This is a genomic window from Nocardia sp. CA-128927 (assembly GCF_050955855.1).
Lineage (GTDB): Bacteria > Actinomycetota > Actinomycetes > Mycobacteriales > Mycobacteriaceae > Nocardia.
On sequence record NZ_CP192087.1, the window covers coordinates 923,844 to 945,903 of the forward strand.

The 22,060-nt window shown below is 64.3% G+C and carries 15 protein-coding genes; 6 read left to right on the plus strand and 9 right to left on the minus strand.

Annotated elements, in window-relative coordinates; genetic code table 11:
• Nucleotides 1–200: 200 nt before the first annotated feature.
• Complete coding sequence (locus tag ACQPW1_RS04530; protein ID WP_433661512.1) at nt 201–641, minus strand: thioredoxin family protein; 441 nt, start codon at nt 639–641, stop codon at nt 201–203.
• Nucleotides 638–1,444, minus strand: coding sequence for an LmeA family phospholipid-binding protein (locus tag ACQPW1_RS04535; protein ID WP_433661513.1), 807 nt, complete (start codon nt 1,442–1,444; stop codon nt 638–640). The genes ACQPW1_RS04530 and ACQPW1_RS04535 overlap by 4 nt, the downstream gene beginning before the upstream one ends.
• Nucleotides 1,445–1,677: 233 nt before the next feature.
• On the opposite strand from ACQPW1_RS04535, the gene ACQPW1_RS04540 reads away from it, so the two are divergent.
• The 6 genes from ACQPW1_RS04540 to pstB all read left to right on the plus strand — a co-directional run bounded on the left by ACQPW1_RS04540 (nt 1,678) and on the right by pstB (nt 7,678).
• Complete coding sequence (locus ACQPW1_RS04540) at nt 1,678–2,442, plus strand: winged helix-turn-helix transcriptional regulator (protein ID WP_433665140.1); 765 nt, start codon at nt 1,678–1,680, stop codon at nt 2,440–2,442.
• Nucleotides 2,443–2,647: 205 nt separating this feature from the next.
• Entirely contained in the window at nt 2,648–3,568 is a 921-nt protein-coding gene (gene mshD, locus ACQPW1_RS04545; protein ID WP_433661514.1) for a mycothiol synthase, read from the plus strand.
• 243 nt (nt 3,569–3,811) lie between these two features.
• Nucleotides 3,812–4,924 (plus strand): phosphate ABC transporter substrate-binding protein PstS, encoded by a 1,113-nt coding sequence (gene pstS, locus ACQPW1_RS04550; RefSeq protein ID WP_433661515.1) that lies wholly within the window; start codon nt 3,812–3,814, stop codon nt 4,922–4,924.
• A 94-nt stretch (nt 4,925–5,018) separates the two neighbouring features.
• On the plus strand, nt 5,019–5,990 hold the full coding sequence (gene pstC, locus ACQPW1_RS04555) for a phosphate ABC transporter permease subunit PstC (protein WP_433665141.1): 972 nt from the start codon (nt 5,019–5,021) through the stop codon (nt 5,988–5,990).
• Nucleotides 5,990–6,892 (plus strand): phosphate ABC transporter permease PstA, encoded by a 903-nt coding sequence (gene pstA, locus ACQPW1_RS04560; protein WP_433661516.1) that lies wholly within the window; start codon nt 5,990–5,992, stop codon nt 6,890–6,892. The genes pstC and pstA overlap by 1 nt, the downstream gene beginning before the upstream one ends.
• 9 nt (nt 6,893–6,901) lie before the next feature.
• The gene (gene pstB / locus ACQPW1_RS04565; protein WP_433661517.1) at nt 6,902–7,678 is read left to right on the plus strand and encodes a phosphate ABC transporter ATP-binding protein PstB; all 777 of its coding nucleotides are present in this window, start codon (nt 6,902–6,904) and stop codon (nt 7,676–7,678) included.
• 136 nt (nt 7,679–7,814) lie between these two features.
• Here pstB and phoU read toward each other — a convergent pair whose 3' ends face one another.
• The 7 genes from phoU to ACQPW1_RS04600 all read right to left on the minus strand — a co-directional run bounded on the left by phoU (nt 7,815) and on the right by ACQPW1_RS04600 (nt 22,056).
• Entirely contained in the window at nt 7,815–8,477 is a 663-nt protein-coding gene (phoU, locus tag ACQPW1_RS04570; protein WP_357379486.1) for a phosphate signaling complex protein PhoU, read from the minus strand.
• Nucleotides 8,478–8,578: 101 nt separating this feature from the next.
• Entirely contained in the window at nt 8,579–10,855 is a 2,277-nt protein-coding gene (locus tag ACQPW1_RS04575) for an LCP family protein (RefSeq protein WP_433661518.1), read from the minus strand.
• A gap of 191 nt (nt 10,856–11,046) precedes the next feature.
• The gene (gene dusB, locus ACQPW1_RS04580) at nt 11,047–12,204 is read right to left on the minus strand and encodes a tRNA dihydrouridine synthase DusB (protein WP_433661519.1); all 1,158 of its coding nucleotides are present in this window, start codon (nt 12,202–12,204) and stop codon (nt 11,047–11,049) included.
• A 289-nt stretch (nt 12,205–12,493) separates the two neighbouring features.
• Nucleotides 12,494–13,696 carry a glutamate ABC transporter substrate-binding protein gene (locus ACQPW1_RS04585; protein WP_433661520.1) on the minus strand — a complete coding sequence of 401 codons (1,203 nt, stop codon included), beginning with the start codon at nt 13,694–13,696 and terminating at the stop codon, nt 12,494–12,496.
• 630 nt (nt 13,697–14,326) lie between these two features.
• Nucleotides 14,327–15,103, minus strand: coding sequence for an SDR family NAD(P)-dependent oxidoreductase (locus tag ACQPW1_RS04590; RefSeq protein ID WP_433661521.1), 777 nt, complete (start codon nt 15,101–15,103; stop codon nt 14,327–14,329).
• 24 nt (nt 15,104–15,127) lie between these two features.
• Nucleotides 15,128–20,665 (minus strand): SDR family oxidoreductase, encoded by a 5,538-nt coding sequence (locus ACQPW1_RS04595; protein WP_433661522.1) that lies wholly within the window; start codon nt 20,663–20,665, stop codon nt 15,128–15,130.
• Nucleotides 20,662–22,056 carry an acyltransferase domain-containing protein gene (locus tag ACQPW1_RS04600; RefSeq protein WP_433661523.1) on the minus strand — a complete coding sequence of 465 codons (1,395 nt, stop codon included), beginning with the start codon at nt 22,054–22,056 and terminating at the stop codon, nt 20,662–20,664. Before ACQPW1_RS04600 ends, ACQPW1_RS04595 begins: the two co-directional genes overlap by 4 nt.
• Nucleotides 22,057–22,060 lie beyond the last annotated feature (4 nt).

Genomic DNA, 22,060 nt, shown 5'->3' on the forward strand with positions numbered 1-22,060 from the left:
AGGTCGGCGTCAGGAAATCTGAGAAGAGCCGACCGCTCAGCGGCACAGGCAGCAACAACCACCGAGGCGGCACAGGTCAACCGTGCGGCGTCGGGTGAGCATCAGCTCGTGGTTGTAAAGCACGAATGCAGTTTACCTAATCGAGCGGGAGAAAAGGACCCCGGGTTGATCACAGCTTTCCGGGGAACCTGTCAAGGCCGCTAAGCGGCGATGGTCAGCGGCTCCAGCGCGGAACGAAGATCGGTCACCTTCGGCACGCCGGAGATCCGAAAGCGTTCGCGCCCTTCACTATCGAAAACGAAGGTGGTCGGCAGCGAGAGCACGTTGAGTTCCTTGGCCAGCACGGGCTCGGCGTCGATGTCGACCTCGATGTCCAGCGGCGGTTGTGCCGACTCGGCCAGTTGCCCGGTGACATCGGCGACGACGCGGCGCACCGCGGCACAGGGTCCGCACCAGTCGGCGGAGAAATGCACTACGGCCGGACCGGATCCGGTCACGCCGACGGACGCGAGTAGATCGGCCCGCGCCGACTGTGTTTCGACGACATCGGCCGCGCGTACCTTGCCGTCGCGGCGACGCAACGCGATGCCCACCGCCACGGCGGCGAGCAACATCACTGCCAGAATTGTGATTTCGATCATGATCGCTGCCATCGGTCGAGGTCGATCGTCACGTTCACGCCCTTGCCCTCCACTACGATCCACCCGCCTTGCGCGCTCACCTTGGTGGGGTGGACACCGAACGGCAATTCCTTGATGTCGATAGTACGGGTGAAGCGCGCGAGCACCGCTTGGCGATTGGGCTCCGGGATGGCCGTCTCCGGAATCGTCTTCTCGTTGCCGGGCTGCGGGCAGAAGCCCGTCGCGACTACCTTGACCTGGTCACCCTCGATCGAGAGGTCGGCCTGGACGAAGACCTTGGTGGTGTCGTACTGGGTGTTCGGCAAGTCGGGCAGGCTGCCGAGCAGGCACAGCGGCTCGTCGCCGGTGGTGGTCATGCCGGAGCCGCCGGAGCCGCCCGTGCCGTCGGACTTGTCCCGCTCGGGCCCGCGCACCTGCAGGTCGGGGATGGTGAACAGCCGGCCGAGCTCGGTCGGTCCGATCCGCAGCGAGCTCTCGACCCGCTCCACCGGCACGTTGCGCAGGCTGCCGTCGACCAGATCACGCAGCGGTAGCCGCACGCCGTACAGGTTCGTTTCGAATTCGTACTCCCCCGACGTGTGCGGGCGGTTGCCGCCCGCCTTGATCCAGATGTTGTCGTAGCGGCCGTCGACCGCCTGCGCGAGGAATGACACCCCGCGGATGGCCACCGCCGGATCGGCGGGCAGATCGGCGCCCTGGCGTAGCGCGCGCGAGACCCGATATTCCGAATAGGCCGCGACGCTGAAATCAATGACAACTGCCAGTCCCGCGAGAATCAGCAGCCCGATGATGAGCTTGCGCATTGCTGAACCTTATTCGAGGGGTTGCGGGCGCGTATGCCCGAGGCCGCTTCGACAACCCCGCGCTATGGTGCGTTTCTGGTATCAGACATATCACTCGAGATGACTCGGCGACCCGGATGGCGAGGTCATCGGGGTTGACGCGCTAATCTTGCATCCGAATTACCTGTGATCAGCGACGTGGCCCCCGGCAGTGCGGCTGTTGTCCTCGGAGCTACTAGATGGGAGGAGAGCTTGTGGAGCTGCTCCTGCTGACCTCCGACCCCAACCCCGACGCGGTGTTGCCCTCGTTGTCGTTGCTGGCGCACAACGTGCGTCCGGCGCCGACCGAGGTCTCGTCCCTGCTGGAGGCGGGTACCGCGGACGTCGCACTGGTGGACGCGCGGACCGATCTGGCCGCCGCGCGCGGCCTGTGCCGCCTGCTCGGCAGCACCGGATCGTCGGTGCCGGTGGTCGCCGTGCTCACCGAGGGTGGCCTGGTCGCGGTGAACGCCGACTGGGGACTCGACGACATCCTGCTGCCCGGCACCGGCCCGGCCGAGCTGGACGCCAGGCTGCGGCTGCTGGTCGGCCGCAACGGCGGCGTGGCCAGCCCGGAGAACTCCGGCAAGATCACCCTCGGCGAGCTGGTGATCGACGAGGGCACCTACACCGCCCGCCTGCGCGGCCGCCCACTCGACCTGACCTACAAGGAATTCGAGCTACTCAAGTACCTCGCGCAGCACGCTGGCCGGGTGTTCACCAGGGCCCAGCTGCTGCAAGAGGTGTGGGGCTACGACTTCTTCGGCGGCACCCGCACCGTCGACGTACACGTGCGACGGCTGCGCGCCAAGCTCGGTACCGAGTACGAATCGCTCATCGGCACCGTGCGCAATGTCGGCTACAAGGCGGTGCGCCCGTCCAGGACGGCCGCCAAGGGCGAGTCGGCTTCCTTCACGGAGGACGAGACGGAGGGTACGGACGACGCGCCGCTGGCTCCGGTCAACGGCTCCTTGCAGTGAGTTCGGTGGGCCCGCCGCCCAATCCGAAACACCGCCACGTCATTATGTGTTCGCGTCGTGTTCAGCGCGATGGAGATGGTGTTCGAAGTGCCGTGACGAGGCCGCCTGCCGGTCTCGGCCGGTCACGAAATGCAGGGCTACGCAATGACGTTGTCCGGGTAGGGATCCCACTCGGGGTGCCGCGGAGCGCGAGGAATGGAGCCCGATGAACGGCGTGGCAACACAGTGGACCGAGCGGCTGGCATCGGACGCCGCCGCTGACGTCCGGCAACTGCTCGAGCGCGCGGTCGCCGCCGACGGCGTCGCCCCCATTTCCGAACAGGCGGTCCTGTCGTTGAGCGCGGGCGATGACCCCGCGGTGCGGCACCTGATCGCCGTGCGCGACGACGTGATCACCGGCTACGCGAATCTCGTTCCGGCCCATGGCGAACACCCGGCGATGGCCGAGGTCGCGGTCGATCCGCCCGCGCGCGGGCAGGGTATCGGCACCGGCTTGGTCGCCGCCGCGCTCGCCGAGGGCGGTCCGGGCACCAGGGTCTGGGCACACGGAAATCTGCCCGCCGCCAAGGCGGTTTCGGCGCGACTCGGCTTGTTCACCGCGCGCGAGCTGTGGCAGATGCGCCGACCGCTGGCAACACCTGAGCTACCGGAGATTGCCGCGCGCGGCCGGGTGACGATTCGTACCTACGCGGGCCCCGCCGACGACGCCGAATTGCTGCGGGTGAACAACGCCGCGTTCGCCTGGCATCCGGAGCAGGGCGGCTGGACCGCACGTGACCTCGAGGCGCGTCGCGCCGAGCCGTGGTTCGACCCGAAGGGCCTGTTCCTCGCGACCGACACCGCCGAACCCGGCCGCGTCCTCGGATTCCATTGGACCAAGGTGCATTACGATGAGAGCCCGGCGGTCGGCGAGGTCTACGTCGTCGGCATCGATCCGGCCGCGCAGGGCCGCGGACTCGGCCGCCTGCTGACCCTGGTCGGCCTGCACTATCTGCGCGACCGCGATCTCGCCGAAGTGTTGCTCTACACCGAGGCCGACAACACCGCGGCGGTGCACACCTACACCCGGCTCGGCTTCGCTCCCGCACACATCGATGCCGCCTATTCGGCGGCCTCAGCTGAATAGCAGGGGCCTGCTCGGGGGCGTCTGAGTAAAACTGGGGCTAATGTCACACATAACGCCCCAATCGCGCTTGCCTGTTCACTCGCCGTTCACTCAGGTCGGTCCAACTGTCAACCACGTGACTTTACGTTGATTGATGGGCAGCCCACGGCTGCCTGGTGCGCAAGTTCCCCGTGAACAGCACCACATCACCCGTCCGGGCCAGGTGAGGGACCGGACGAGTAGGACGCCTTTCCGGAGGAATTAGTGAATCTCAAGCGCAGCAGCGCCCTCGTTGGTGTGCTGGCCGTTGGTGCCATGACCCTCGTCGGGTGTGGCAGTGACGACAACACGACCAGCAGCAACGGCACCACCGCCAAGTCGGACATCGCCTGTGGTGGCAAGAAGGCGCTGAAGTCCAGCGGTTCCTCGGCGCAGAAGAACGCGATGGATCGCTTCGTCGCCGCCTACGAATCCAACTGCGACGGCAACACGCTGAACTACACCTCCAGCGGCTCCGGCGCGGGCGTCAACGAGTTCATCGGCGGCCAGACCGATTTCGGTGGCTCCGACTCGCCGCTCAACGCGAAGAAGGACGAGACCACCAAGGCGCAGGACCGCTGCGGCGCCCCGGCCTGGAACCTGCCGACCGTGTTCGGCCCGATCGCCGTCACCTACAACATCGACGGCGTGACCGACCTGGTGCTCGACGGCCCGACCGCCGCCAAGGTGTTCAACGGCGCCGTCACCACCTGGGACGCCCCGGAGATCAAGGCGCTCAACCCGAGCGCGAAGCTGCCGTCGGACAAGATCGCGGTGATCTTCCGCAGCGACGAGTCGGGCACCACCGACAACTTCCAGCTGTACCTGGACGCGGCGTCGGACGGCGCCTGGGGCAAGGGTGCGGGCAAGGCGTTCGCCGGCGGTGTCGGTGAGGGTGCGAAGGGCAACGAGGGCACCTCGGCCGCCATCAAGAGCACCAAGAACTCGATCACCTACAACGAGTGGTCCTTCGCCAAGTCGCAGAACCTGTCCATCGCGCAGATCATCACCTCGGCCTCCAAGGACCCGGTCAAGCTGACCGCCGCGTCCGCGGGCAAGGCCATCGACAGCGCGAAGATCAAGGGCGAGGGCAACGACCTGGTGCTCGACACCAGCTCGTTCTACAAGCCGACCGAGGCGGGCGCCTACCCGATCATCCTGCCCACCTACGAGATCGTCTGCTCGAAGTACAAGGATGCCGACGTCGCCAAGGCGGTCAAGGCGTTCCTGACCTCGGCGACCACCAACGGCCAGAAGGGTCTCGACGAGGCCGGGTACGTCCCGATCCCCGACAAGTTCAAGACCCGCCTGACCACCGCCATCAACGCCATCTCCTGATCGCAGCGCCGCAGCCATGACCGTGCACCCTGAGGTGACCGCCGCAGGCTCGTCGGATTCGACGGGCCCGCGGGCGGCCGGAGACATTGCCCCCATGTCGAGTGAACCCGGCACCGAGCCGGCCAAAAAGGCTCGCCCCGCCCATAACAATCGGGCCGAGACCGTCTTCCGGTCTCTTGCCACGGCTTCGGGGGCGACCATCGTCGCCGCCATCGCGCTGATCGCACTATTCCTGCTGATCCGCGCGGTGCCCTCGGTCATGGCGAACGACGCGAACTTCTTCACCAGCACCGAGTTCAACACCACCAACGCCGACCACCTGCGGTTCGGCATCCGTGACCTGTTCATGGTGACGGTGTTGAGCGCGATCTTCGCGCTGGTGATCGCGGTGCCGATCGGTGTCGGCATCGCGCTCTTCCTGACCCACTACGCGCCGAAGGTGCTGGCGCGGCCGTTCGCGATGCTCGTCGACCTGCTTGCCGCGGTGCCGTCGATCGTGTTCGGCCTGTGGGGCTTCCTGGTGCTCGCGCCGCAGATCGAACCGGTCCAGACGTTCTTGAACGACAAGCTCGGCTGGTTCTTCCTCTTCTCCGACGGCAATGTCTCGATCGCCGGTGGCGGCACCATCTTCACCGCGGGCGTCGTGCTCGCGGTGATGATCCTGCCGATCATCACCTCGGTGTCCCGCGAGGTCTTCAACCTCACCCCGCCCGCGCACATCGAGGCGGCCCACGCGCTGGGTGCCACGAAGTGGGAGATGGTGCGGATGACGGTGCTGCCCTACGGGCGCAGCGGTGTGATCGCGGGCTCCATGCTCGGCCTCGGCCGCGCGCTCGGTGAGACCATCGCGGTGCTGGTCGTGCTGCGTACCTCGGCCCAGGCCGGACACTGGTCGGTGTTCGACGGCGGCTACACGTTCGCGTCCAAGATCGCCTCCGCGGCTTCGGAATTCAGTTCGCCGCTGCCGACCGGCGCCTACATCGCGGCCGGCTTCGTGTTGTTCGCGCTGACCTTCGTCGTCAACGCGCTGGCGCGGCTCGCCGCGGGCGGAAGGGTGAACGGGTGATGACCTCGACAACGCTCGACAAGCCGATCAAGGCGCCGACGTTCCGTGACGTCAGCACCAGCCGCAAGATCCGCAACAACCTCGCGACCGGCGTGGTCTGGCTGTGCTTCGCCATCGCGCTGGTCCCGCTGGCCTGGGTGCTCATCATGGTGGTGAGCAAGGGCTTCGAATCGGTTGTCTCCCTTGACTGGTGGCAGAAGTCGCAGAAGGGCATCCTGCCCGATCAGTCCGGTGGCGGTGTGTACCACGCCATCTACGGCACCATCGTGCAGTCGGCGGTCGCCGCGGTGATCGCGGTGCCGCTCGGCATCATGGCGGCCGTCTACCTGGTCGAGTACGGCCGCGGCTGGCTGGCCAAGACCACCACCTTCATGGTGGACATCCTCGCGGGTGTGCCGTCCATCGTCGCGGCGCTGTTCATCTTCGCGCTGTGGATCGCCACCCTCGGCGCACCGCAGAGCGCGTTCGCGGTGTCGCTGGCCTTGGTGCTGCTGATGCTGCCGGTGGTGGTGCGCAGCTCCGAGGAGATGCTGAAGCTGGTGCCGGACGAACTGCGCGAGGCCTCCTACGCGCTCGGCATCCCGAAGTGGAAGACCATCGCGCGGATCGTGGTGCCGACCGCGCTGCCCGGCATGATCAGCGGCATCCTGCTCGCCCTCGCCCGCGTCATGGGTGAGACGGCGCCGGTGCTGGTGCTGGTCGGCTACAGCAAGTCGATCAACGGCAATCTCTTCGACGGCAACATGGCCTCGCTGCCGCTGCTGATCTACCAGGAGCTGGCGAACCCGGAGCCTGCGGGCCGGGCCAGGGTGTGGGGTGCGGCATTGACGCTGATCCTGCTCATCGCGCTGCTGTACGCGGCGGCCGCGGTCGTCAACAAGCTGCTCACGCGGAATCGATAGGAAACTCAGATGGCCAAGCGGATCGACGTCAAAGACCTGAACATCTTCTACGCAAAGTTCCACGCGGTCGCCGACGTGGACCTGACCGTGCTGCCGCGCAGTGTCACCGCCTTCATCGGCCCGTCCGGTTGCGGTAAGTCCACCGTGCTGCGGTCGCTCAACCGCATGCACGAGGTGACGCCGAACGCCCGCGTCGAGGGCGCGGTGCTGCTGGACGGCGAGGACATCTACGGCTCGCAGGTCGACCCGGTCGGCGTGCGGCGCACCATCGGCATGGTCTTCCAGCGCCCGAACCCGTTCCCCACCATGTCGATTCGCGACAACGTGGTGGCCGGGCTGAAGCTGCAGGGCATGCGCAGCAAGAAGGAGCTCGACGAGGTCGCCGAGCGCTCGCTGCGTGGCGCGAACCTCTGGAACGAGGTCAAGGATCGCCTGGACAAGCCGGGCGGCGGCCTGTCCGGCGGTCAGCAGCAGCGACTGTGCATCGCCCGCGCGATCGCGGTGTCCCCGGACGTGCTGCTGATGGACGAGCCCTGTTCGGCCCTGGACCCGATCTCCACGCTGGCGATCGAGGACCTGATCACCGAGCTGAAGAAGGAATTCACCATCGTCATCGTCACCCACAACATGCAGCAGGCTGCGCGGGTGAGTGACCAGACCGGCTTCTTCAACCTGGAGGCCCAGGGCAAGCCGGGCCGGCTGATCGAGATCGACGACACCGAGAAGATCTTCTCCAACCCCGGCCAGAAGGCGACGGAGGATTACATCTCCGGTCGCTTCGGTTAAGCAACAAGCGAAAAGGCCCGCACCTCAGGGTGCGGGCCTTTTCGTATGTTCGACAATGCTGTGCCGCAGCTGATTTCGGGAGCGGCAGGGACGAACGGTCCGTGCCCTCGCGAAATCAGCTGCGGCCCGGGGTAACTCAGGCTTCGACGTCGGGGTCCGGGGGGAGGACGCCGGTGACCAGGAAGATGACGCGGCGGCCGATCTCGACGGCGTGGTCGGCGAAGCGCTCGTAGTAGCGGCCGAGCAGGGTGACGTCGACGGCGGCGGCGACGCCGTACTTCCAGTCGCGGTCCATCAGCAGCGTGAAGAGGTGACGGTGCAGATCGTCCATCGCCTCGTCGTCCTCGTTGAGCTGCGCGGCGCGCTCCGGATCACGGGTCTCCAGTACCTCTTTGGCGCCCGCGCCCATGTTGACCGCGATGCGGCCCATCTCGGCGAAGTAGCCGTTGACCGCCTCGGGCAGCGCGTGATTGGGGTGGCGCCGCCGGGCCACCTTGGCCACGTGCAGCGCGAGCGCGCCCATCCGGTTGACGTCGGCCACGATCTGGATCGCGCTCACCACCTGCCGGAGGTCACCGGCGACCGGTGCCTGCAGCGCGAGCAGTGCGAACGCCCGCTCCTCGGCGTCCTGGATCAGCTCGGCGATTCGGTCGGACTCGGTGATCACCTGCTCTGCCAGAGCGAGGTCGGCCTGGAGCAGTGACTGGGTGGCCCGGTCCATGGCCGACCCAGCCAGACCGGCCATCTCACCCAGCAGGTGGGCAAGATCGGCCATTTGCTCGTTGTAGATGACACGCATAAAACCAGACATTAGTTCCCCGCGCTGACCAAGTCACGAACAGAGGGTGAATGACCGGTGCTTAACGTTTGCGCCGGTGTTGCCGCAGGTCGCGTGGCCGGTTACTTGCAGGTCTCGTCCGCCGCGTTGACGTGCTCCAGGTCGGACGGCAGGGTGACCGGCGTCGCAGGCGCCATCGTGGGCATGTTCGAGATCGGATCGCCGACCGGCGTCGGCGCGCGCACCGTTCCGGTGAAGTCGCCGCCGATGACGACCTCGACGATGCCGCCGAGATCGCTGGCCGACTCCATCAGCGCGCCGGGGATCGAGCTGGCCACCGTGGCCGCGGCGGCCTCCTGCCCGGCCCCGTAACGGATCTTGGAGGTGACCTCGCTGCCGCCGGAGTAGTTGCCGATATTGAAGATGCCGAAGCCCTGGCTGCCGAGCTTGGTCGCCGCCCGCTGTGCCAGACCCGAGGTGCCCGAACCATTGGAGACCAGCAGCGACACCGTGCTCGGATCGACGGCGGTCAGCTTGGGCGGGGTGGGCGGTGCCGACGGGATGGAGCCGGGGGCGGGGGTGATCTTCTTCTCGCCAGGCAGCGGCTGATCGTCGCGGACGGCCTTGAAGATCGCCTTGATGTCCTGCTCGCGCGGGATCTCGTTGCCGTAGGAGGTGGTGCCCGCGGTCGGGATGGTCAGGAAGGTGACGGTGCCCGCGTCCAGCTTCTGCAGCGAGCGACCGAGGGTGAGCAGGTCCTGGGGCGTGACCCGGTCGACCGAGGTGTGGTTGGTGAACGCGTTGATGAAGCCGTTCAGCTTGCCGGGGTCGAAGAGCACCTTGCTGGACAGCGCGCCACGTAATAGCGAGGCCATGAAGCGTTGCTGCCGGTTGATCCGGTCGTAGTCGCTGCGCTCTTCGCCGTAGACATGGCGTGCGCGTACGTAATTGAGCGCGGTCGCGCCGTTGACCTTCTGCTTGCCCGGGTTCTCCAGCACGGTGCCGAGGATCTCGTCATTGATCGGCTTCGGCGAGCACACCTCGACGCCGCCGATCTGATCGACCATGGCCTCGAAGCCCGCGAAGTCGACCGCGATGAAGTGGTTGATCGCGCTACCGGTCATCCGCTGGATCGTGGTGAACAGGCACTTGGGTCCGCCGAGCGCGTAGACCGCGTTGAGCTTGTCGCCGATGGCCGACGGGAAGGTCTCGCTGGTGTACTGGGCCTTGTCGTTGTCCCAGCCGTTGCACTGCGGCCTGGTGACGTCGAGGTCGCGCGGGAACGAGACGACCACGACCCGCGAACGGTTCTTCGGGATGTTCACCAGCATCACGGTGTCCGCGCGGGATCCCTCGGCGTCGTCCAGCGTGCCCGCGCCGACCTGACTGTTCACGCCCGCGCGGGTGTCGGTGCCGACGAGCAGATAGTTCTCGTCGCCCAGCTGCGCGTCCGAGTCGACGACGTCATCGTTGTTGTCGACGATCGCGGAGATCTGGGTGAAGTTGTTGCCGGTGGTCCGCAGGTAGCTCCAGCCACCGCCGGTGGTGAGCAGGCAGAGCACCGCGAACATCGCCAGGGCGCTGCGGCCCGCGAGGCGCAGCCGCTTGTTGCGGCGCTGTTTGCTGGCGGCCAGGCGGGACAGTGGCGCGGCACCGACGGACTTGGGTTGTGCGGCACCGCTTTCGTCGTTGGTCGGCCACTCGGTCTTCTTGCGCTTGGCGCGGGTGGTCTCGGCGAGCGGCGGCAGGATGTCGGTGACCTCTTCGGCCGTTTCCTGCTTCGCCCGGGCCGGTGGGGTGGCCTTGCGGCTCTCCTCGGCCGGGCCGCGTCGACTAGGGGTGCGTGCCGCCGGTGCGCCCGCGATGTCCTGGACGACCGGTGAACCTGCCGTGCGCGCCGGTGGGCCGTCGGCGGGGCGTCTGGGGGCCTGCTCGGTGGGGCGGGCGGGCGCGGCTTGGCGTCGAGCGGCCGGATCGCCCTGGCGGCGGGCCGCCGGGTCCGGTTGACGCGGCGCGTCACCTTGGCGGCGGGCGGCGGGGTCGGGCTGGCGCGGCTGGTCGCCTTGCCGTCGCGGCTGGTCGTTCGGACGCCGTTGCTCGGCGGGCCGCGGGTCGGCCGGTGCGGATTCACCGCGGCGTCCGCCCCGGCTCGGCGCGGCGCCGGTCTCGGGTGCCTGCGCGGCGCGTCGGCCGCGGCGGCCGGTGCGCTCGTTGTCGACCTTCTGCACCAGATCCTGCACGGTCAGCGGTGCGTTGCCGGCGTCGGCGGTGGCATCGGTGTGACGGGATCGTCGGGACGACCGGGAGTCGTCTCGATCGGTGTTGTCCTCCGTGGGATAGCGCTCCCACGGGGCGCGATCTCCGGGCCGTGGCGAACGCCCGTGCCGATCGTCACCCACCAACGAACCTCGCTTTTCGTCTACGTCGCCGCCTTGGGCCGTACTCGACCGGCATGACCGATTCCGCAATGATAACGATTCCGCCACGGCGGGCCACCTGAGTGCGAAATCGAATTGGCCACAGTGTGGTTTGGATACCCGATTTGCGGTCGCTTCGCCTGGGTATCAGCCGGCCGCGCGCGCTCGGTTTCTCAGCCGCCGCTGTGCATTACGTCGGCGCCGTGCGGGACCGAGGGGTCCTGCGGGTCGTCCAGCCAACCGTGCGGCAACGCGACTTTGCCTGGGGAGCCTTGTCTTCCGCGCGGACCCTCGGCATCCCTGGGGAACGGAGCCGTCGGATCCAGCTGTCCGACAAGGTCTTCCAGCTCGGTGAGTCTGGACACCATGGCGAACGAGCGCCGCAGATCGGCGCCGACCGGGAAGCCCATCAGGTACCAGGCCATGTGCTTGCGTAGGTCGCGCATGGCCTTGTCCTCGCCCAGGAGCTCGGCCAGCAGCGCGGCATGCCGATAGAGCACCTCGCCGACCCGGCCGAGGTTCGGCGGCTCGGGCAGCGCCTCGCCGCGCAGCGCCGCCTGGAGTTCGGCGAACAGCCACGGGCGGCCCAGACAGCCGCGGCCGACCACGACGCCGTCGCAGCCGGTCTCGTCCATCATCCGGACCGCGTCGGCGGCGGAGAAGATATCGCCGTTGCCGAGCACCGGGATCGTGCCGACGGCTTCCTTGAGTCGCGCGATGGCCGACCAGTCGGCCTGGCCGGAGTAGCGCTGCGCGGCGGTCCTGGCGTGCAGCGCAACCGCTTGCGCGCCTTCGGCTTCCGCGATGCGTCCGGCGTCCAGGTAGGTCAGGTGTTCGTCGTCGATGCCGATCCGGAACTTCACCGTCACCGGGACGCCCGCCGGCTCGGCGGCGTGCACCATGGCCCGCACGATCTGGCTGAACAGCGCCCGCTTGTAGGGCAGTGCGGCACCGCCGCCGAGCCGGGTGACCTTGGGCACCGGGCAGCCATAGTTCGTATCGATGTGGTCGGCGAGATTTTCGCTTACGATGATCTTGACTGCTTCGGCCATCGTGGTCGGGTCTACGCCGTAGAGCTGTACGGAGCGCGGGTACTCGTTCTCGCCGAAGGTCATCATGTGCATCGTCTTCGGGTCACGCCCCACGATGGCTCGGGCGGTGATCATCTCGCAGACATAGATCGAGGTGGGGCTGCCGAATTCGCGGCAGAGTTGGCGGAAGGCGAGGTTGGTGATGCCTGCCATGGGGGCGAGCACGACTGGCGGATCGACCGGGTAGGGGCCGATCCGTAGGCTTGCTTGCTTCTGGGCGACAGAGTGCACGGATGTCATTGTCCTTGACAGAGCGTCGGCTGGTGTTCGCAGGGTGGTGTCGTGGGGCAGGTTCCCTGGGTCATCACCGCGGAGTTCGAGGAGACAGTGGTCACCGCCACGACCCGCGGCCATATCAAGCGTCGTCGCCAGGACGACACGACCCTGTCACCCCGGGCTCGTGGTGAGACGAACGGTCCGCCCGGGCCGTCGCTGGCCGGGGCGGACGTGTCGTTCATTCCTCGTACGCGCCGATGCGATTCCCTCGTCGCCGCCCTACAATGGCATGGTCTACGAGATGTCCGAGAGATCAGGATTCGACGAAGTCGGAGGCTAGGCCGCACATCTTCCACTCGCCGTCGCGGCGGACCATCTTAGCGGTGTAGTCGATATCCTTGAAGTAATGTTTGTACTTTTCGGGCACATTGTCGAATGTCTCATGGGCTAAGAAGGTGGCCGAATCCGGGCCGGTTTGACTGATGCCAGTGACCGAGATGATGAAGCTGACTTCCTTGGCGTCAGGACCTAAATTCTTGTCGTACTGCGGGGCGTACTGGGTGATCTGCTGGCCCACCGCATCTTGGAGCTCCGGGCAAACAAGCTTCTGCAGACTTTCCCAGTTCTGCGCAGTCGCCATATCGACCACCGCGTTCGCGGTCTTCACCAGGTCCGGGCTCAGGGTCGTCGAGTCTCCGGTGGCAATTGGAGCGTCAGGGGCGTTGAATAGTGGCGGGGGCGGCGCCGACTGGTAACCGGACGGTTTGATAGCGGCGTCCATCGAGCGCTGCCACGATCCGTCGCCGATCATGGCCTGGATCGCCGTCGTGATCCGCCTTTGAAGATCGACGTTCCCCTTCTTGACACCGACGCCGTACCGCTCACGGGAGAACGGGTGGCCAACTACGCGCAGCCGACCCGGATGCGCGGCGGCAAAGCCTGCAAGGATCACGTCGTCGGTGGTCACGGCGTCGACAGTGCCGGCAAGTAGGTCGTCGATACACGCGGAATAGGTGTCACGGGTGGTCAGTTTCGCGTCGCTGGCGAAATCTTTCTTGATCTTATCCGCCGACGTGGAACCCGTTGCGGTACAGACTGTTCGGCCGCCGAGAGCCTCCGGGCGATCTATGCCGACTTCGTCCTGGCGCACGATCAGATCCTGCCCGGTCGTCAGATACGGCCCAGCGAACGACACCTGCTTCTGGCGATAAGCAGTAATCGAGTACGACGCGACGACGAAATCGACCGCGCCCGAGCTCAAGAGCTCCTCTCGTCGGCCGGACTGCGCCTCCTTCCAGATGATGTCAGCAGGCTGCACCCCGAGGTTCTTCGCAATGTAGATGGCGGTGTCAACATCGAATCCCTGCGGCGTTCCGTCCGCCCCCATAACGGACAGACCCGGCTGGTCGTACTTGATGCCGATAGTGAAGTGCGGTGACTTGTCGTTATTCTTGGCGCACGCTGTGCCTAACACCAGGCTGGCCGCGAGAGCGGCAGTGAGGATCACACGCTTCATCGAGTATCAACTCCTGTCTCTGCCGAGATCGAACGGTGGGGTGGAGTCGCGCCGAAGCTGCCACGAACCTCGGCGCATGCCTTGATGCTTCGATCCACGTCGGCGTCGGGCGAGCTCCGAGTGCAACGGGAATTGGATCCGGTGCGGTGATATGAGGAGAATGGGTTGGCGGAACGGCGAATCCTCGCCAACCGAGACGACCGGCTGCGACATGACACGGTTGGCCGGATCTACGACAAATCGCAGGATTTCCGGCCGTCTTATCCGGCGAGTACACGGTGAAATTGACAGTGATATATCCATGCTTGCAACCCACGCCATTTCTTTACCGCCGCCTATTTTGTTGTTAGACCTGCCAGGAAGGTGAAAATAAAGCGCACGCCGTGGCGATCGAAGTATTGGTGCACGAACTCTATAATCGTACCCTGAATGGATGTGGTGCATCGGATATTTGGCGAAATCCTCCGGGGGGGGGTGTGTCCTTGATGGCGTGTTCGATGCGACTCCGCTCAGAATTATTGAGTAACGCCAGCATTCCTTCTTCCCTCCTTGCCTCCAACATATGAATTCTGCGCTCGGAGTGTTGCGTGACAGGGCCGGTCAGATTAACTTATTCCGTCGGCATTATCTTCACATGATGGTACTTCCTCCGTCCACTGGGATGTTGGCGCCGGTTATTCCGCTCCCGGCATCCGACGCCAACATATGGACGACAGCTGCCACCTCCTCGCGATGAGTGATACGGCCAAGTGCAGTGCGGGCGATGAAATATTGGATGAGACCTTGGAGGTCCGTGCCGATTACGGCGGCGGCCCCTGGGCCTTTCTCCATTATCCAGTCCGTGGAAGTAATTCCCGGACAGACACAGTTGGCAGTGATCCCGAGGGGGCCTACTTCCCGTGCGAGGCTCCGGGTAAAGCCGATGACCGCGTGTTTTGCCGCAGCGTAGGCGGATAGGCCCGGATCGCCGAGCCTGCCTTCTATAGAGGAAATATTGATGATCCGCCCCGATCCCTGCGGCATCAGGTACTCGAGCGCTTTGCGTGTTGTGTAGAGTGTGGGGTCGAGGTTTATTGCCAGCGTCTCATGCCATAGTTCGTCAGACATTTGCGCTACGAAAGCTGCGCCATCGGCACCTCCGACGTTATTGACTACTATATCGAGCCCACCGAATCGGCTCACGGTTTCTTGGACCGCCAGTTCGGCCTCGTCACGACGGCATGCATCGCCATTATAGAAATCCGAAGGCTCGCCTGCATCCAATTCTTTGAGCGCCGAGATTCCAGTCTTTCGGTTCCGGCCAGTGATCATGACATTTGCCCCCGCGACCAGAAGCCTTTGGGCTATAGCCAAACCTATACCGCGTGTGCCACCCGTTACGAGCGCAGTCTTACCCGCAAGGTCCATGATGTGCTCCTTTTAGGTCGTAGCTCATTCACTGACAGCGGCGAGAGCGGGATATATTTCGCGTGATTTCACGTAGCCGGCGACGGTTCCGCGTAGTCCGCATACTTGCATGATTACTTTCTCATCAGCGGTGAGAGCAGAAGAAATTTCAGTCGAGAATGAGTGGATGAGCCTGACTCCTTCCGGATACATGCGCGCGATGGCTGTATCGGTCGTAGCATCCTCGATGACGATCCTGTCGAATGATCTGGGCACTATCACAGCGTGGTTGCCATCGGCTTCCGGTCGGAGGGCTCGAGTGCGTATCAGGGAGTCGAGAAGTATTGTTGGTATCGCCATTTCCGGCATAGCCTCGGGAAAAGGCGCCATCCAGATCGCGGTAGCCGCTTCGGGGGTGCAACCATATCCGACGGTCGCGGCGAACGGCCCGGTCAGTTGCACCGGCGAATCGGACTGATAATGAGGATCGAGTACTGTCTGCCAGTCCATGTTGGTCGTCAGCGGTATGGGTTCAGGTAATGAGCATGGTCCCCCGAGGATCACTACAGCGTGGAAATTCCTCCGGTTACGGACCAGTATCGAGCCATCCGGTGCGAAAATATCTGTTGAGCCGACTACGAATACGGCCTGTCGCCCCAGCGTGTGGTTGATACGCCGGTAGGCCGTAATCCGAAGCGCAGTGGGGTGTCGGCTGGTATGCATCCGGACGAATGCGTTGAAAGCAACGTTGCGGATTTCTCGTAGCGGCAGGTCCGGGGCGAGTTTACGTGCCGCTTCAGCAGCGATCGCAACGAGCATCGCGCCGGGTACGGTTGGTTTGCCGTCGATCAGATGGTGCTGAATATAGTTTTGCCGTCCGAGATCAAGCGTTAGCAACCATTGTGCGGAGTCGGCGGTTTGTTCGGCTGGCTCTGCAAGAAGTCCGTGAACTGATGTTGGTCGGACGGTTCGCAGGGTCGGGGTCAACAAGAGCTCGGGGGCACCTACTTGCTCGACAAATCCCGGGAATCGCTGGTCGAGGGCTGAATGCTCAGCCTTGCCGATGAATCCGCACAATGGCTCGCCGGGCTGACGGCGCAATTCATCGAGGAAATGTGCGACACCTTCGCGTGTTGTTGTTCTAGTCAGCCGTGCTGTCCGAGCAGCGTATGACTCAGCGATTTCGCCGGCGCCGAGCCCTGTCTCGCCCCAGAGGGTCCAGCCGATGGTGTATTCCCCGGCCGAATATCCTGCCGCTCCAGACGCACAGGCAAGAAAATCATTCGCAGCGGCGTAGGCGCTTTCCCCTGGCAGCCCTATGACGGAAGCCATAGATCCGAAGTTGCACCACAGACTCGGTCGGATCGCGCCGTTGAATGTGTCGCGCAGATTGTGGTAGCCGTCGAGCTTGACACCGCGCACATACCTGAGTGCGGAGAGATCGAGACTGCCGATTTCGCCAGGGTGGTGCAGTCCGGCTCCGTGTACGAGAAGGTCGACACGACCCTCTGTACGCCGGATTTCATCGGCTACGCATGCGACAGCGTCGTAGTCGGTCACGTCGCAGGTGCGGAAGTGTAGATTCGCATCGCCGCAGAGTTTTCGCAGCTTATGCAGATTGAGCTGCGATTCCCTTGCCCGCAGTAATCGATTGAATTGCGTATTGATGTCTCGCACAAGCGAGGTAGGTGACTGTTGGAGCTGTTCGGCGATATATTGAGCACGCAACGTAGGAAGTTCTTCGTCGGCAGCCTCCAGTAGATGTGCCGGGGCGTCGGTCACATCGCTTGATCCGAGCAGCCAGAGTCGGACTTTGGCTTCGGCCGCGAGGCCGAGCATGCACGCTGCAGTGATTCCGCGAGCACCGCCGGTGGCAACGACAACAGCGTCTGGCAATATTGGAAAACTCCCGAGATCCGAACGGTCGGCACTCAATCGTTGCACGAATCGCCGACCTTCGCGGTGCAGTGTGACAGGGAACGTGTCGGGATCTGCCAATTCCCCTTCTAAAGCGGCAAGTGCGGTCGCGGGGTCCTGTAGGTCGGTGATCAGGGCCGCCGTAGTGCAGCCGTCCAGTTCCCACGCCAGGCTTTTCACGAATCCGGTGAACAACCCACACTGGGGATGCGGTGCTTCATTGCTGAAGGGGCTCAACAGGGCGATGCCCAAGGTACCGAGCTGAGTCAGCCCATCTCGCGCCGTTTTGATGGCGAGGAATACTGTCTCCTGCAACGCAAGTAGCTCCTGAGTGGGCCGGGCCGGCCATTGCGTAGCCTCATGCAGCGATAAGACGATCCGCAGGTGTCGGAAGACACGCCCGCTACTGATGATCGGTGCGAGCGCTTCCTCCGCGGCCTGGCCTGGGGTGACGGTAACGGTGTAAATGTGGGTGACGTCGTCGTCGTCGATTTTTCTGGTGGCCGTCGAGCACCGCGGGTCGGTGACGATCAGGGCACCGGTCTGGACATGTCCGGCCCGTGTTACCCCGGCCGCGCGCCACCGTGGCACATGCCGGGTTATTTCGGGAGCATGCGCTACTCGGTTCAGCTCGCAGACCCGAATAGCGTCAATCAGATCGTCGGCTGCGAGAAAGGGACCGATAGTATTTCGGTCGGGCAGAGCTTGTAGGCATTGCGGTAGTGTCGCAAGCACGGGCCATCGGTGCTCGTTTGCAACGGCTGCACGAGTAAGGACGAGAATTATCGCACCTTCGTGTGCCACTCCGGGGTCGATGCCGTGAGTTTCTTCGTAGAGTGGATCAGCCCTACCGCCCACACCTACGACAGCTGCCAGATCGATGTCGCCGCGGCGCAGATACGCGGACGCGGCGCGGAGCGCCTCGCGTCCAGACGTTGGCCCGGAGTCGACCGCCATTGTCGGGCCGTGCAAATCGTAGACACCCGCGATCCGTGCAGCTAGGACGTTTGGCATCACGCCAGGCAGCGTGTCTTCTCCAGCAGGGGAGCAACGATCGTCAACAGCTCGCAGATAGGCCTGCGCCGCTTCTCGAAGTTCGGAACCGAATACATCGGATGCATTGATGGCTTGTTGGAGTGATTCCTTATAGCAGCGCACAGTCAGGTCAGCCGAGCTCCCAGGAAGCCCGGTGTATGCTGCGAAAACTCCGGTCCTATCCTCATGGCCTTGCCAGAATTCGGAGCCATCCGCCGTCGCCAACGCCGAAGCCGCCTGCAGTGCCATGAGGTGCGTCGGGTCGATTGCCTGCGCCGTGCGCGGTGGCATCCGAACTTCTGACACGGGAGGAAGCGGATAGGGGTCACCGAATGTTCGTTCGGGTGAAGGTGACTGTCCGGAGGTGATCCTCAGCGCGATCTGGCTCTGAGTGAGTCCGCCGGGTACGTGGGCGTGCCAACCGACGATCACTATGTCGGTGTCGGTGGTCAGTTGGGGTGGGGCGGAGCGCAATTGCGCCGCCTGCGCACTTGGCTCCTGCACCAGGATATGCGCGTTGGTCCCGCCGAATCCGAAGGCTGATACCCCGACAGTGCGGGGACGATCGGAGCGCGGAGGGAAAGGAACCGGTCGATCGGGAATGTGGATGCCGGGGGTACTGCTGGGGCTTGCCGTGAGGGGGGCCTGCGCTGGGATCATGTCGTGCTGCATAGCGAGAATTGCGTGGATCACAGACACAACGCCTGCCGACCACCCGGTGTGCCCGATGATCGACTTGTTCGAGGTGCACTCCCATCCGATGTCCGGAGCCATTTGCGCAATGCTTTCGCGTTCCACGGCGTCGCCCACGGGGGTGCCGGTCGCATGCGCGACAATCCAGTCGATCTGATCGGCGTTGATGCCGTTGACGCCGTGCGCGCGGGCTACGGCGCGAACCTGGCCAGCGGTACTAGGCGCATGAACGGCCTTTCCTTGACCATCTGATGCCGCTCCGCAACCGGCGAGTACCGCAAGGACCTGGTCGCCGTCTCTGCGGGCCCGGTCGAGGCGTTTGAGTGCGACCATGCCTGCGCCGTCGGAGAACAACACACCGTCTGCTTTGTCGTCGAACGCAAGGACACGGCCGGTTTCGCTGAGCCCGTGCAGTTGGGAAAACAGAATCCCCAGCCGTGGACCGAGAGCGAACACCCCACCGCAGAAGGCAACATCACACTCACCGTCCAAGACAGCGCGTATGCCGAGGTCGATGGCATACAGCGAGGAGGAGCACGCAGTGTCGACCAGTGTTAACGGCGTGGTCGCGGAAAACATCGCGTCAACGGCGGCACGCGCAGCCCGGTACGGCAGATGGCGGGAAACGTCTCCAGCGTGGCGATAATGTCCGCGGAGAGCGGCGCGAATCTGCGCGATCGTATCCGGGTCAGCACGGCCCGGCCAGTGCGCCGCGATCCCCGCTGTTGCGGCTTCGACAACGAGGCTTTCCTCAACATGCTGGCTGCCTTCATTCCATGCGCCGAGGAAGCATGCGATTTGCGACTCAGCGTGACGAGTAAGTCGATTCTGGTCGCATTGTAAAAGAGTATCGCCGAGCCAGGTGGTGACATAATCCGCCGAAGGTCCGGTGCTTTCGTCGATGTATCCGGCTACTCGGCTATAGGTGCGGTCCGGTTGAACATTGCCGGGAGACCAGAATGCCTCCACGTCGAAACGATCCCCCGGTTCGGTGAAAACTGATTCGCCACGCCCGAGTAGTTCCCAGAACTCCTTGGCCGTTCGAGCTCCCGGCACGACGACACCTACACCCACGATCGCGACTGCGTCGCAACCATAATCGTCCGGATTCGCTATGAGTTCGCAAGTTTGCGGCCTCGGCATCCCAGGGGTAGGGGTCAACATGGCACGACCCACTGACAGGCCGCCGTCGGCTAGATATGACTGACCGCACACCCAGCTTGCATCCGGTGAAGCGAGGAATGCGACCAGTTTGGCGAGCTCTTCCACCTTGCCAACCCGACCCAGGGGAGCCGCTGCCGCGCAGGTGGCCCGTAAGGTGTCGGCATCGGGGAAAAGCTGAGTTGTCGGGCCGTCTAGGAAGCCGGCGGAAGCAGTGTTGACCCGGATGTTGTGTCGACCGAGATCAGCGGCGAGGTATCGCGTGAGCGCTTCGACAGCCGCCTTGCAGACACCGACGACCATATAGTTGTCGACAGCCATACCAGCACCAATTGACGATAGGTTCACAATCGCTCCGCCGCCGCGCTTGGTCATCAGCGGCGCGGCATGTATTGCACACCACCTTGCCCCGTGCACGTTTACATCAAGCGCTCGTTGCCACTCTTGCTCACTGACATCTTCAGGGGCGGCAAATACACCACAGGCCGCATTGTTGACCAAAATGTCGAGGCCTCCGTGACGGCGTCCGATCTCGACAAACATCTCAGCAACCGATTCCAGCTTCGCCACAGTCGCACGCAGGCCTGATGCCAGGCCTCCGTCGGCGCAGATGTCGGCAATAGTCTGCTCGGCGCTGTCTTTCGAGTGAAACCAGTTGACGATGACATGGGCACCGCGGCGAGCGAGTTCCTTGCTGATCGCCGCCCCAACGCCTCTCCCTCCCCCGGTGACGAGTGCAACCTTGCCCTCCAGTGAGCCGAGCTGGGCGTCGGTCATGACAGCACAGTCTCTTGTGCGGTCCCTGCCGATACCGGAAGCTGTGCGATGAATTCCACGACGGACTCCAGCGTCGTATAGGCCGTCAGTCTGTGACCTGTTCGAGGAAGGTCGCGACCGAATCGTGCTGCGGCACGAGAAATCAGCTCGGTGCGTTTAATCGAATCGATGCCGAGGTCGGCCTCCAGGTCGGCGTGAGCAGTGAAGACGGAAGCTGGGTAGCCGAGTGCGTCCCCGTACATTTCTCGTAGCCTGGCAAGGATGTCGTCACTCGCTCCATCCGGGGCAACCGGCTGACTGTTCGAGGCATTTGTCTCGTCAGACATCAAGGCGGAGGCAGACCTCGAGTGCAGTACAACCGATGACGGAACAGGAGGCGTACTCAGCCTGCTGTCATCGGGTAGATCATCGACCTCACGCTGTACAGACATGTATTCGGCGACAACTGCTGCGACGTCGGTTGCGGTTGCGCGTGAGCCGAGCGGAGCGAGCACCTTCGCTCTCGGGAGCACCTCCGAGACCAGCCCGCAAAGAATGGATCGCGCTCCGCATTCAATAAAAGCAGTGCGCCCGCGGGCTTGCAGATCAAGCAAGCAACCTTCGAACCGAGTCGGCCGCGTCAGATGTGCCGCAACCAGCGTCACCGCATCCTCAGGGGTGTCCACTTCACGGCCGAGAATCGAGGAAATTACCCGATACCTCGGCGGACGGGCAGGCAAGTGAGATGCGGCCTCGGCGAATAGCTTGGCAGCCGGGGCAAGCGACCGGTGGTGGAAGGGATAGGCCGCATTAAGCCGGGTGGCTTGAATTCCAATGGCGACGGCTGCCTGCTCCATCCGCGACAGCGCCGCGTCCGGCCCGGATACGACTGTCTGATTCGACCCATTCTCGGCCGCTATCGTGACATTCCATTCGGACAGAGCTTCGAGGAGATGACGGACACGCACCGCGGAGGTTGCAACGGCGAGCATGCCGCCGGCGGGCGGCGGGCACTTGGCCAGCGCATCGTCACGGGCAATCACGAGCGAGACCCCGTCCTCTAAGCTGAATATCTCTGCGGCTGTCAGCGCAACAAGCTCCCCGAAGCTATGGCCGACGAGCGCCGCTGGTTCGACGCCGACCTCCTCGGTAAGGAGCTTGAATAGCGCAAGCTCGATGGTAAATATCGCGAGATGCAGCGAGCGCGGATCAGTGCGGACGAGGTCAGCGAGCGGCAATGCGCTTCGATCCGTGAGGATGTTCGTGACGCTGGGATTGCCACAGCGGCGAGCTGCACGATCAACCGAGCTGAGTGTTTCCGCCACTGAACGGTGAGTGTTCGCCAGATCCGCGAACACGCCAGGCAGATAGGCCCCTTGACCGGGGAAAAGAAATATCGGATCAAGTACCACGACA

What these genes read in the sequence shown, in the direction of transcription:
- phoU (WP_357379486.1), bottom strand. Translation starts at nt 8,477, where the DNA reads ATGCGTGTCATCTACAACGAGCAAATGGCCGATCTTGCCCACCTGCTG.
- ACQPW1_RS04530 (WP_433661512.1), bottom strand. Translation starts at nt 641, where the DNA reads ATGATCGAAATCACAATTCTGGCAGTGATGTTGCTCGCCGCCGTGGCG.
- dusB (WP_433661519.1), bottom strand. Translation starts at nt 12,204, where the DNA reads ATGACATCCGTGCACTCTGTCGCCCAGAAGCAAGCAAGCCTACGGATC.
- mshD (WP_433661514.1), top strand. Translation starts at nt 2,648, where the DNA reads ATGAACGGCGTGGCAACACAGTGGACCGAGCGGCTGGCATCGGACGCC.
- pstC (WP_433665141.1), top strand. Translation starts at nt 5,019, where the DNA reads ATGTCGAGTGAACCCGGCACCGAGCCGGCCAAAAAGGCTCGCCCCGCC.
- ACQPW1_RS04595 (WP_433661522.1), bottom strand. Translation starts at nt 20,665, where the DNA reads ATGACCGACGCCCAGCTCGGCTCACTGGAGGGCAAGGTTGCACTCGTC.
- pstA (WP_433661516.1), top strand. Translation starts at nt 5,990, where the DNA reads ATGACCTCGACAACGCTCGACAAGCCGATCAAGGCGCCGACGTTCCGT.
- pstB (WP_433661517.1), top strand. Translation starts at nt 6,902, where the DNA reads ATGGCCAAGCGGATCGACGTCAAAGACCTGAACATCTTCTACGCAAAG.
- ACQPW1_RS04590 (WP_433661521.1), bottom strand. Translation starts at nt 15,103, where the DNA reads ATGGACCTTGCGGGTAAGACTGCGCTCGTAACGGGTGGCACACGCGGT.
- ACQPW1_RS04535 (WP_433661513.1), bottom strand. Translation starts at nt 1,444, where the DNA reads ATGCGCAAGCTCATCATCGGGCTGCTGATTCTCGCGGGACTGGCAGTT.
- ACQPW1_RS04585 (WP_433661520.1), bottom strand. Translation starts at nt 13,696, where the DNA reads ATGAAGCGTGTGATCCTCACTGCCGCTCTCGCGGCCAGCCTGGTGTTA.